Annotated in this window: 11 protein-coding genes; 3 read left to right on the forward strand and 8 right to left on the reverse strand. The window is 73.1% G+C overall.

Annotated features, from left to right (window positions below; genetic code table 11):
* The 3 genes from C1I92_RS33765 to C1I92_RS11270 all read left to right on the forward strand — a co-directional run.
* Positions 1–509 (forward strand): hypothetical protein (locus C1I92_RS33765; RefSeq protein ID WP_158564094.1); only part of this gene is annotated, 509 nt, incomplete at its 5' end.
* Positions 510–605: 96 nt separating this feature from the next.
* A complete protein-coding gene (locus tag C1I92_RS11265; RefSeq protein ID WP_111254760.1) occupies positions 606–2,441 on the forward strand; it encodes an FtsK/SpoIIIE domain-containing protein in 1,836 nt (611 codons plus the stop codon).
* 11 nt (positions 2,442–2,452) lie between these two features.
* Positions 2,453–2,761 (forward strand): hypothetical protein, encoded by a 309-nt coding sequence (locus C1I92_RS11270; protein WP_111254761.1) that lies wholly within the window; start codon positions 2,453–2,455, stop codon positions 2,759–2,761.
* Positions 2,762–2,771: 10 nt separating this feature from the next.
* Here C1I92_RS11270 and C1I92_RS11275 read toward each other — a convergent pair whose 3' ends face one another.
* From C1I92_RS11275 to trxB, 8 genes are all read right to left on the reverse strand, one after another.
* Positions 2,772–4,001 (reverse strand): GNAT family N-acetyltransferase, encoded by a 1,230-nt coding sequence (locus tag C1I92_RS11275; protein WP_111254762.1) that lies wholly within the window; start codon positions 3,999–4,001, stop codon positions 2,772–2,774.
* A gap of 83 nt (positions 4,002–4,084) precedes the next feature.
* Positions 4,085–4,480: a hypothetical protein gene (locus C1I92_RS11280; RefSeq protein WP_111254763.1), complete on the reverse strand. Its 396-nt coding sequence runs from the start codon at positions 4,478–4,480 to the stop codon at positions 4,085–4,087.
* A 2-nt stretch (positions 4,481–4,482) separates the two neighbouring features.
* A complete protein-coding gene (locus C1I92_RS11285; RefSeq protein WP_111254764.1) occupies positions 4,483–5,088 on the reverse strand; it encodes a hypothetical protein in 606 nt (201 codons plus the stop codon).
* Positions 5,089–5,214: 126 nt separating this feature from the next.
* Positions 5,215–6,159 carry a hypothetical protein gene (locus C1I92_RS11290; RefSeq protein WP_111254765.1) on the reverse strand — a complete coding sequence of 315 codons (945 nt, stop codon included), beginning with the start codon at positions 6,157–6,159 and terminating at the stop codon, positions 5,215–5,217.
* On the reverse strand, positions 6,156–8,888 hold the full coding sequence (locus tag C1I92_RS11295) for an FtsK/SpoIIIE domain-containing protein (protein WP_111254766.1): 2,733 nt from the start codon (positions 8,886–8,888) through the stop codon (positions 6,156–6,158). Before C1I92_RS11295 ends, C1I92_RS11290 begins: the two co-directional genes overlap by 4 nt.
* Positions 8,889–9,064: 176 nt before the next feature.
* Positions 9,065–9,553 (reverse strand): hypothetical protein, encoded by a 489-nt coding sequence (locus C1I92_RS11300; protein WP_146605102.1) that lies wholly within the window; start codon positions 9,551–9,553, stop codon positions 9,065–9,067.
* 369 nt (positions 9,554–9,922) lie between these two features.
* The gene (gene trxA, locus C1I92_RS11305) at positions 9,923–10,246 is read right to left on the reverse strand and encodes a thioredoxin (protein WP_111254768.1); all 324 of its coding nucleotides are present in this window, start codon (positions 10,244–10,246) and stop codon (positions 9,923–9,925) included.
* Positions 10,247–10,292: 46 nt separating this feature from the next.
* Positions 10,293–11,261, reverse strand: coding sequence for a thioredoxin-disulfide reductase (gene trxB / locus C1I92_RS11310; protein WP_111254769.1), 969 nt, complete (start codon positions 11,259–11,261; stop codon positions 10,293–10,295).
* Positions 11,262–11,331 lie beyond the last annotated feature (70 nt).

An 11,331-nucleotide genomic window follows, 5' to 3' on the forward strand; every position in this document is an offset into this window, starting at 1 on the left:
CCCCCGCACCCCGCCAGACCCCGACGCTGCCGCCGGGCATGCGGGCGCCGGAGCCGGTCGTCGTGCCGGACCCGGCGACCGTCGACGGCGCCGACCCGACCGCCGTCGCCGTGGCCGTACTGACCGCCGCGTACAGCTTCGACACCACCCGCGACGCGTCGTCGGAGGACGCGATGGAACGGACGCAGGCCTGGCTGGCCGAGCCGTACGACTCCTCCGTCTACGACCTCGACGGCCTGCGGCAGGACGTCGAGCGCGACTGGGAGCAGTGGGCCCAGCACCAGGCGTTCGCCTCGATCAACGCCATCGAGCCGCACCGCACCGACGTCGACACGCCCGACACCGCCACCCGGGCCGAGCGCCGGTTCTACGTGCGGATGACGCCGGTCGGCCGCGACGCCTGGAACGGCGCGCTGGTCGAGCACCAGTGGTTCGCGTTCCTCGAACGTGCCTCGCCGGACGACCCGTGGCGCGTGGTCGAGCTGCAGACGCCGCTGGCGGACCGGTGAGACCGGCGCGGCCCTTGTCACAACACCGCTCCAGGGCGCACCTTCGAAGGTGCGGACCGACCAACGAGAGGCAGTCCCGTGGCGCCACATGACCCGGTGGACACCTTCTCCACCTCGTCCGGCCAGCCGGACCCGGACACCGGCGACGACCGGTTCGCGTCGGCGCGTCCGGTCGACCCGACCATCAAGGGCTTCACTCCGTGGCAGCTGTCCGTCAGCGCCATCGCCGTCGTGGTGCTGGCCGTGGCGCTGTGGGCGATCCTCGCCACACTCGGCGCGCCGGTCATCGGCGTGCTGTTCCTGCTCCCGACGCTGGCCTGCGCCGGTGCGCTGTACGCGGTGTCGATGCGGCGACGGCTGCGGCTGGGCGTCATAGCCGACCTGGCCGGCGCACTGGCACGGCACCTCGGCGTGCCCGACGCGGCGTACCTGGACATCGACGCGCGGCAGTGGCAGGGCGGGTGGGTCGGCGTACCTCACGTGTTGAACATCCAGTACCCGACGCAGGTCGACGACTCCGCGCCCGACTGGGCCGCCGGCGTCGCCGAGGTGGTGCACGCCGAGCTGGAGCAGCAGTACACCGTCGGACGGCACAACATCCGTGGGCACCGGCTCACGCTGCGCGACCCGACGCGGACCGCCGGCTCGCTCACCCCGGAGCCGGCCGCGCGCGCCGAGCGGGCCGCCGTCCGCCGGTCGCTGCCGGACACGATCGCCCGGCCGGTGCCGACGCAGGCCGACCTGTCGTCGTGGCTCATTCCGCTGGGGGTCGACGCGAGCGGCACCCGGGTCGGCTGGAACCTGGCGGCGCCGCAGGGGCATCTGCTGGTGCTCGGCCGGTCCGGCGCGGGCAAGCGGGTGCTGCTCACCGGCATCGTCGTCGAGGCGGCGGCGCGCGGCTGGCCGGTGTGGATCATCGACCACCGCCGGGTCGACCTCCTCGGCGTGCGGGACTGGCCCAACGTGCAGATCGTCGCGTCCACGCTGGACGACCAGATCGTCGTGCTGAACCAGGCGTGGCGCGAGATGGAGGGCCGGGTCGCGCTGATCGAGTCCGGGTCCAGCCGCAACGACCTCGAGCCGCTGGTCGTCGTCGTCCACCACTTCCGCGAGTTCGCCACCGCCGTCGCCGACGCCGCCAACCGGGCCGGCCAGGGCGCCGCCGCCGCGTCGCTGGCCCATGACCGCGTCACCGACCTGCTCCGCCACGGCCGCCAGGTCAACGTCTACGTCGTCCTCAGCGTCCAGCGCGCCGACGACCAGCTGCTGCGCGAGGAGAACCGCGACGACGTCGGCGCCGTCGTGGCCCTCGGCCGGCTCGACAGCGGCGTCGCGACCGCGCTGTGGGGCGGCGACCGTCCGTCCGAGCCGGCCGAACCCGTGCCGGGCCGCGCGGTCGTGCAGACCGGCGACGGCAAGCCGGTGCTGATCCAGTGCTACTGGACGCCCGACCCGCGTGAGGCCCGCCGCGTCAAGGACGAGCAGGACCTCTATCTGCTCGACGCGCTCCGGCCCAGCCTCGTCACCCACCCGGTCCTGCACGTGCAGCGGTCGCGGGTGATGACCGAAAGTCCCGAGGCGGCCTGGCGGGTGAACCTCAACGCCGACCTCGCCGAGGGCTACGGCGCCAGCACGTCCGGCCTCGCCGACTGGAGTCGCGCTCGCGGCTCCGGCGGATCGCCCGCGCCCGCGGTGACGCAGGTCGAGACGACCGGCTGGTCGGAGATGGTCATGGTGTCGCAGCTGCAGGCCGGCAGCCTCGCCCGCCTCGACGACGAGACCGGCTGGGTGATCATCGAGCAGGTCGAGGCGGTCCCGAACGACGGGACGAAGCTGCTCATCCACTGGCGCGGCAACGACGGCGCCGGCTCCCAGGTGGTGTCGCGCACCCGCGCGGTCCGCATCCGGCACCTCAACGACGGCATCTACTAGGGGCGCGCGCCATGGCCGACAACGTCTCCGACAACGACGTGTTCGTGATGTTCCTGGCCGCGCCGCTGGTCCTCCCGGTGGCGGCGCCGCTGGTGTTCAGCTCGTGGGAGGAGGGCCGCGAGTGGATGGTGGAGCGCGGCTTCATCGCCGCACCCGAGGACGCCGTGTGGGAGGTGCCGGGCTGGGAGGGCGCCGGGATCAGCGGGGCGCACATCGTCCTGCTGGTCTGCCTGGTGCTGCTGGTGCTGGCCCTCGGCACCGTCATGTCCCGGCGGAACCGGAACCGCAAGATCGACACCGAGGGCTGGGGCCAGAGCTAGCCTGCCGAGGCTAGAAGACCTCCACCGACACCGGCACGCGGTGCCAGCCGAACGCCGCCGACACCTGCGCGACGGCGCCGGGCCGGCGCTCGGTGATCAGACCGCCGGCGGCCAGCGTGCCCGCCGAGACGCCGCCCAGGTAGAGCGAGCCGAGCGCCTTGATGTCCAGTGCCAGGTCCGCGTCGTCGTCGGTGCGGGTGACGTCGGCCTTTGCGCCGTCGACGGTCAGCCGCCAGCGTCCGGCGTTGCCGGTGAACGACGCGTCGGTGACCTCGAGCACGACGTCGGCGGGCGCGGCGTACTGGCGCGCGGTCAGCGCTCCCGCGACGTCGAGGATGCGCACCCACAGTGACCCGCCGGCGGTGCCGACCAGTCCGTCGGGATTGTCGACGAGGTGCGGCAGCGGGTCGTCGATCGGGCCGTGCGTGTACTTGACCGTGCGGACGAGGTCGATCGAGGTGAGGTAGCGCCAGAGGGCGGCGTGCGCCTCGGGCGTCTCGGCCAGCAGTTCGGTGACGCGGACCTCGCCGTCCGGTCCGCTGGCGCTCCAGTTGTTCTTCAGCCGGTGCCGGGCGTAGCCGCGGACGCCGCCGTCGTCCTCGTAGAGCACGGTCCGCTCGGCGGTCATGCCGTGCCGCCACTCCTTGGGGTCCTGGGTCAGGTACTTCCACCAGTTGCCCGGCCGGGTCGAGAGTCCAGGCCGCTCGCTCAGCGCGCGGTCGTACACGGCGACGATCTCGTCGAGCACGTCGCCGGTGGCCGCCAGCCGCAGCCGGGCGCCGTCGGGCAAGGCACCACCGACGGACGTCTGTGCGGTCGCGATCTCGTACGACACCCGCCACGACGCCAGCCCGTAGCCGTACCGGCCGTAGATGGCGCCCTCGCTCGCCCACAGCACCGCGAACGGCTCGGTGCCGCGACCGTGCGCCTCGGTCAGCATGGCGTTCATCAGCGCCGTCAGCACGCCACGCCGCCGGTGGGTCGACGCGACCCCGACCCCGGTGACGTGGGCGGCCGGAACGACGCCGCCGGGCACGGCCAGGTCGCGGGTGATGACCAGCCCCGAGCCGACGATCCGCCCGGCGTCGGTCATCAGCTGGGCGCGCTCGGGCTCGTACACCAGCCGGTTCAGCTCGGCGGTCTCCTCCTCGACGTCGTCGAGGAAGGCGCCGTGGATGTGCGCCTCGAGCTCGGCGTAGTCGTCGTCGGTGGCGGTGCGCAGCACGAGATCGTTCGTCACTGTCTCTGTCTAGCGCATGGCTCCGGGCCAGGCCAGAGGTTTTCGCCCGCCCTGAGCCGCCCCACCCGGGCCGCCGGAGCTCGTCACCCCGATCGGTGGGCGTTCTGCCGCATCAGCCGCTTGGCCTCCTCTCGTCGCTTCAGCTCGCGTTCGGCCTCGTCGAGCTCGTCCTGCACCCGCCGGCAGGCCTTGGTCAGCAGCCCGACGATCTCGTTCCAGCGTGCCGTCAGCGCCCGCCGCGCGGTCGCGAACGAGGACTCGATCGCCGTGGTGATGCGCTTGCGGATGCCGTCGTCGTGGGGGAGGGCCTGGTCGGTCTTGGTGATGAGCCGCCGTTGGACGGCCGCGAGGTCGGCGTTGGTGGCCTCGCGGCCGCGTTCGGCCGCCGCGATCGCCTCCTGCAGCGCGGTCAGTGACTGACGCAGCAGGCGGACCTCGCCCTCGACGTCGCCGCGGGCGCCGGCCGGCGCCGTGGACACGGCTACCGCCGGGCGACGTTGACGGCCTCGCGGCCGCGGTCGCGAACGGCTCGGGCGGCGGCCGGGATGATCTGGGCGAGCCGCTTCTTCACCTGCGCGAGACTGGCCGTGACCTGCCCGGCGCTCCGGGTGATCTGCTCGCCGTGGCTGAGCAGCTGATCGGTGCCCTGGCCGATCTGCTGCGCGCCCTCGGCGACGCTGTCGACGGCGCGTTCGAGCCGGGTGGCGCTCTGGCGCAGGCTCTCGGTGAACTGGGTCACCTGGGCGGCGATCGGCCGGATCTGCGGCTCGAACGTGGCCGCGAGGTCCGCGTCACCGCGCTGGAGGTCGTCGCAGGCGGAGTCCACGAGCCGGGCACCGTCCTCGGTGACCGCGGCCGCCCGCTCCAGCTCCTCGAACTTGGTCCGCGCGTTCTCGGCCCGGGCGCGCAGCCGCTCGGCGGCGGCCTTGGCCTCCTCGGCCGGCGCACGGAGATCGCGCAGCGCCTCGAGGGCCTCATTGGCCTTCTGCTCCAGCTCGGTGAGCCCACGCGACGTCTCGTCGCCGCCGCGGGTCAGCCCGGCGGCGACCTCGATGAGGATCTCGCCGGATTCCTTGATGCTCGGCATGCTGCCGCCCTTCTGAGGGTCCGTGGCCGCATCCCGCCGGGATCGGGTGGGCCCTTTACCTCCTGTAGGTGGTTCTGAGAGGCCGAATGTGACACCTAGCGGCAACTCAGTGGCGGGAATCTCGCGTCACAGCGCGCCGGCGCCGATGTTGACCGCGGCCAGGGCCAGCAGCGCCACCCCGCCCACCTGCGCGCCGAAGCGGGCCAGCGCCGGTCCGCTCGGCCGGCGGGCGAGCCCGGCGCCCCGGCAGACGCGGGGGAGCCGCCGGATCGCGGCGACCCCTGTCCCGGTCGCGACGACGGCCAGCGTGCAGACGACGAGGAGCGCGAGCGCGGTGGCCGCGGACGCCGCCGCGCCGACGACGCCCATGACGGCGGCGCCGGCCAGGCCCGCCACCCCGACGGCCCCGTGCGTGACGCGCCGGGACCGTTCGTCGTAGGCCTGGAACCAGCGGGTGAACTCCGTCTCGGCCGCGCGGAGCTCGTCGCGCCGGCGGCCGAGCGTGGTCAGGGCGACGCCGAGGTCGGCGCCACCGGTGCGACGCAGCCGGTCGAGGCCGGGTTCGGCGGCGGTGACGGCGGCCGGCGCGGGCCGGGGGGCGACGGTCACGCGGCCGGCCGGGTCCCACTCGGAGCGGTCATCGGCGGTGCCGGAGAACCCCGGGCCGGGGTGAGGCTCGGGAGCCAGGCCGATGGCGTGCGGGTCGACCTGGGTGGCGGCAGGCACGCCCGGGTCACGGACGGCGGCGCCGAGGACGTCGTGGTCCCCCGTGGGCGCGAGGCGGGACTCCGCGGCGGGCAGGCCGTACTCGGTGCGGACGGTGGCGCACTGGTCGAGTCCGTCGACGGCGGCGGCGCCCGCGCGATCGACGCCGCGCAGCCGGATGGCCGCCGTCTGCTCCCGCTGGTCGGCGTCCTCGCGCGCGCCCGCGTCGTCGTTGCGCAGCAGTTGCTCGGTGCTCTGCACCGCCGACGTGAAGCGGGCGAGCGTGGCGCAGTACGTCCGCATCGCCGGGCTGCGGACCGGCGGCCCCGGCACCGGGCGGGCGCCGAACTCCACCTCGGCGGTCATGGGAGCTCCCCGACCTGGAGCGGATCGAGCAGCACTGGATCGGCGTCGCCGGCGAGGTCGTGGAACCAGAGCCGGCCGCGGGTGGCGGGGAACGGCGGGCGGACGCCCAGGAAGGACGTGCTGTCGATGATGTCGCCACCGGCGTCGGCGCGCAGCTGCAGCCGTTCGCCGTGCTGGCCGAGCTTGCGCTGCCGGTCCGGGGTGTCGAGCCAGATCAGCGGGAACACCGACAGCGAGGGGCCGGTGCCGCACAGCCAGCCGAGCGGATGCGGCTCGTCGCTGTAGAGCGGCGCCTCGATCGTGGAGTACTGCAGGCCCAGGACCGCGACGAACACCGGTCCGGCCGCCTGGGTGGCGACGGACGGGAGCCGGTCCAGCCCCTCCTCGTCCAGGACGACGACCCGGTCGCCGAGCCACTGGACGACCTGGTCCAGCGGCCGGCGTCCCGGAATGCGCGGCGGCAGCAGGTCGACGACGACGAAGCCGGCGTCGTCGCAGCCGGGCTGCAGGGCGAGGCCGGCCAGCATCGCGCTGACGGCGCCGACGGCGTGCGCCTCGTCGCGGCCGGTGAGCAGCAGGCCGCGACCGTCGCCGGAGCGGGCCGGCACGCCGACCAGCGGCGGCGAGACGCCGACGGGAGCGCCGACGAAGATGGTGGGCGCCAACGACGACGCCAGGACCGGCGCCGCGTCGGCCAGGTCGATGCCGCCGGTGCCGCGGCTGACCCGGATCCGCGGGTCGGCGCCGTGCCGGGCGACCACGGCGTCGCGGATGCGGCGGCGCTCGTCGGCGTCGAGCAGGCCGCCCTGGAACAGCTGGTCGGCGTCCTTGTCGCCGCGCGCCTGGTTGAGCACACCGGAGCCGCGGCGGCCGGTGTCGAGGCGGTCGCGGACGGTGCGGTCGAACAGCAGGCTCAGCTCGTCGGGCTTGCACCGAAGCCCCACCCGCAGCTCCAGCTGGTCGAACACCGACGCCTTCTGCGCGGACCGCCCGGTGCCGACGGAGTTCAGGCTCTGCGTCGCCAGCAGCACGTGGATGCCCTGGCTGCGGCCCTGCTTGACCAGCGTGTCGAGGGTGGCCCAGGCGGCGTCCTCGGTCGGTCCGGCGAGCATGAGCTGGAACTCGTCGGCGACGAACAGCACGCGCGGCAGCACCTCGCCGGTGACCTCGCGGTACTGCGCGATGTTCTTGATCTCGCGGCCGGATTCAGCGGAGGCCTGCTTGAACAGCTGCTTGCGCTCCGCGTCGACGTTGGCCAGGTGCTGCAGCACGCCCAGCGCGAACGTGGCGTCTGCCTCGATGCCGACGGCGCGCACGTGCGGCAGCGCGGGCCGGCCGGGCCGCGGCGCGTACTCGGCGAACTCGACGCCGGCCTTCATGTCCAGCAGGTACAGCTCGAGCTCCGACGGCGGGTACCGGCGGGCGAGTGCGTGGATGAACGCGTGCAGCAGCGTCGTCTTGCCCGAGCCGGACGGCCCCACGACGATGCCGCCGATGGCCACGCCCTCGTCGTCGCCGACCGCGAGCTCGATCGGCGCGCCGTCGGCGGACTGGCCCACCACGGCGCCCACCCGCGTCAGGGTCGAGCCGGTCCCGGCCGGCTCCGCGGCCAGCAGGTCGGCGAGCACGACCGGCTTGTTGACCCCGCTGCGGACGGCCGGCGCCAGGATCGTGGTGAGGAACCGGTGCTGGGCGGACCCCGGCGGGTTGGGGCAGCGGATGCGGGCGTTGTTCAGCAGCGTCGGCGGCGCCGACACCCAGGTGGCGCCGCCCTCGTGGTCGACGTGCAGGTGCTCGGCGTTCTCCAGCAGGTCGGCCAGCGCCACGCCCTGCGGCAGCTCGCGTCCGGCGTCGATGACGGCGACCACCGCGACGCCGCAGCGGTTGCCCGTCCGCGCCAGCGACCAGAGCTGCTGGGCGTCGTCGGCGGTGAGGTTGGGGCCGAGCCCGGCGGCCAGCACGAGGGAGCACGGGATGCCCTGCGCCGTGCCCTCGTGCCAGCGGGCGACCAGGGAGTCGTCGTCGCCGAGCAGGACCTGGCTGTTGAGCCGGTGCACGTGCTCGCGCAGCGCCCGCAGCTCGGCCGAGACCTCCTCGTGGGTGGCCCGCACCCCGCCCGCGACCAGCGGCTCGGGCAGCCGGCTGAGGATGCCGAGGTTCTGGCCCAGCCCGCCGGGGTCGAGCAGGTGCAGCCGCAGCGAGCCGGGCAGCGCGGCCGCGAGCGCGCGGGTGACGAACACCTGGGCGAGGTTGTGCGCCGGCGCGCGGCCGGCCGGCGCGTGCGTGATGACGACGTTGCCGCCCAGTGCGGGCAGCACGAACGGCAGCTCGACGATATTGTTCGGCGAGGCCAGCCCGAGGGTGGCGGCCCGCACCACCTGGGTGACGTCGACCGGCTGGTCGTACGGCTCGGCCCAGAGCGGGGAGTCCCAGCCCTCGTGCGCGTAGCCGGGGCCGCGGCCCAGCAGCTCGGTGATGTCGAGGCGGACGCGGTCGGCGGCGGCGAGCAGCGACGCGTGCGAGCGGGCCTGCCGGCGGCGCGACTCGCGCGCGATGGACTGCTGGTCCTCGGCCAGCCGGCGGCGCTCCCGCTCGGCGGCGGCGTCGGCGAGGTCGCGCAGGTGGCGGGCGGCGTCCTCGGTGGCCTGGACGGCGTGTGCCAGAGCGGCGGGGCCGTCGTCGCCGGGACCGGGGCCGCGAAGACCGAGGTGGAGGGCGGAACCGCGCATGCCTGCCCTTCCTGTCGAGGTGCCTGTCCTCTAGGAAGGTGTGCGGGATGGCCGGTTTGTGACGGGCCGGGCGAGGTTGTTGTCCGAGGAGGTCTGGCGGTGCGGCCGGCCGACTCCGGGGCGTCGGCCGGCAGAGGTGCTCGAGGATCGGTCAGGGTCGTCCGAACGGACGGCGGTCAGGAGAAATCGTCCTCGCCGGCATCGGGAACTCGGACAAAACGTTCGAGCAATTCCGCTTCGGTTTCCCATTCGGGATACTTGACCAAGATCGAACTGGTTAGAATTCCGACCATCAGGCCCACACCGAACACCCAGAGGTCCGCTGAGAACCATCCGAGCACGGCAATGGCGCCCGCCGCGGTGAGCGCGCCCTGGCCGACCACCGTCGCCCATCCCGCGACGTAGTCGTTGTCGCGGCGCCGGGCGATGAAGTCGACGCCGCCACACGCGAGGCCGACGACGGCTACGGGGATGAAGGCCGCGTGGAGGTCGGAGACGCCCGCCAGGTCGGCGAGCGTCGCCAGCGCGGCGAAGATGATCGCGACAATCGAGGCGATCATCGTGCCGATGCCGAGAAGCAACAGCTTGGTCTGCCGAACCGCCATCGAGGTGTATGCCTCGACGGCGGCGTTCTCAGCGTTCACCAAATCGTCTCTGTATTCCATGTACACCTCTCGCCTGACGTCCCAGGAGCCCGGTCACTGACACGGTAGGTGTCCGAGCAAGGACTTCCGTGACGAGATGATCCGGGAGAACTCGGCGCTCGGCAAACGGAGCGGCTTGTTTCTGCGGATACGACATTCAATGTCGTTTTCGGCCCCGGGGGCAAGAGGTCCGGAGCAAACTAGTACGCGCTACAACGTGTTTTTACGACGATTGTGGCGGTTATGTCCGATTGATTTTTCGTCCGGACGGACGAGGGGACGCCGCGTTCGGCTGATGCGGGCCATGTGAGCCGCCGGACGCCGAACACGACGGCGCCCGCCGGGCGGACCCTCGAAACGGTCCACCGGCGGGCGCCGGGAGTGGTGGGATCAGCCGACGAAGTCGGCCAGATCGTTGAGCAGAGCGGCCTTCGGCTTCGCGCCGACGATCTGCTTGACGACCTGACCGCCGGAGTACACGTTCAGCGCCGGGATCGAGGTGATCCGGTAGCTGGCGGCGATCTCGGGGTTCTCGTCGACGTTGAGCTTGACGATCTCGAGCTTGTCCTGCGAGCCCGCGATCTCCTCGAGCACGGGGGCGATCATGCGGCACGGCCCGCACCATTCGGCCCAGAAGTCGACGAGAACGGGCTTGTCGCTCTGCAGGACCTTCTCGTCGAAGTCGGCGCTGGTGACGTGCTGGATGTTGCCCATGTGTGACTCCTCGATGGTGGGCTGGTGATTCGGTGCGGAGCTCGGGTCAGGAGACGACGAGCTCGGGCTTGGCGGCGTGGGCGTCGTCGAGGTCGGCGAGGTAGCGCTCGGCGTCGAGGGCGGCCTGGCAGCCGGTGCCGGCGGCCGTGACGGCCTGCCGGTACGTGTGGTCGACGACGTCGCCGGCGGCGAACACCCCGGCGACCTCGGTCCGGGTGGACGGCGCGTCGACCAGGACGTAGCCCTCCTCGTCGAGGCGGACCTGCCCCTTGAACAGCTCCGACCGCGGGTCGTGGCCGATGGCGATGAACAGTCCGGTGACGGCCAGCTCGCGCTCGGCCCCGGTGACGGTGTCGCGCAGCCGCAGCCCGGACACCTTCTCCTCGCCGAGGACGTCGACCACCTCGGTGTTCCAGACGAACTCGATCTTCTCGTTCGCGAACGCCCGCTCCTGCATGACCTTCGACGCCCGGAGCGCGTCGCGGCGGTGGATCACGTAGACCTTCCGCGCGAACCGGGTGAGGAACGTGGCCTCCTCCATCGCGGAGTCGCCACCGCCGACGACGGCGATGTCCTGCTCGCGGAAGAAGAACCCGTCACAGGTGGCACACCAGGAGACGCCGTGGCCGGACAGCCGCTTCTCGTTCGCCAGCCCGATCTCGCGGTAGCCCGAGCCGGTGGCGATGATGACGGCGCGGGACCGGTACACGGTGCCCTCGCTGTCGGTGACGGACTTCACGTCGCCGGTGAGGTCGACGTCGATGGCGTCGCGGGTGACGATCTCCGCGCCGAACCGCTCGGCCTGGGCGCGCATCTCGTCCATCAGCGCCGGGCCGAGGATGCCGTCGCGGAAGCCGGGGTAGTTCTCGACCTCGGTGGTGTTCATCAGGGCGCCGCCCCAGGTGACCTCGCCCTCGAGGAGCAGCGGCTCGAGCCGCGCCCGGGCGGCGTACACAGCGGCCGTATATCCGGCCGGCCCGGAACCGATGATGATCAGGTCACGGATGTCTGTCACGCCTGTGCCTTCCTTGGTCCGTTGCTTCATCTGCCCCAACGGATCCTAGGCGGTCGGCATTCCCGGCGGG

This window comes from Jiangella anatolica (genome assembly GCF_003236295.1).
Taxonomy (GTDB): domain Bacteria; phylum Actinomycetota; class Actinomycetes; order Jiangellales; family Jiangellaceae; genus Jiangella; species Jiangella anatolica.

Excerpts from the sequence above, each read along its gene's own strand:
- C1I92_RS11270 (WP_111254761.1), top strand. The coding sequence starts at position 2,453 with ATGGCCGACAACGTCTCCGACAACGACGTGTTCGTGATGTTCCTGGCC.
- C1I92_RS11285 (WP_111254764.1), bottom strand. The coding sequence starts at position 5,088 with ATGCCGAGCATCAAGGAATCCGGCGAGATCCTCATCGAGGTCGCCGCC.
- C1I92_RS11290 (WP_111254765.1), bottom strand. The coding sequence starts at position 6,159 with ATGACCGCCGAGGTGGAGTTCGGCGCCCGCCCGGTGCCGGGGCCGCCG.
- C1I92_RS11300 (WP_146605102.1), bottom strand. The coding sequence starts at position 9,553 with ATGGAATACAGAGACGATTTGGTGAACGCTGAGAACGCCGCCGTCGAG.
- trxA (WP_111254768.1), bottom strand. The coding sequence starts at position 10,246 with ATGGGCAACATCCAGCACGTCACCAGCGCCGACTTCGACGAGAAGGTC.
- C1I92_RS11295 (WP_111254766.1), bottom strand. The coding sequence starts at position 8,888 with ATGCGCGGTTCCGCCCTCCACCTCGGTCTTCGCGGCCCCGGTCCCGGC.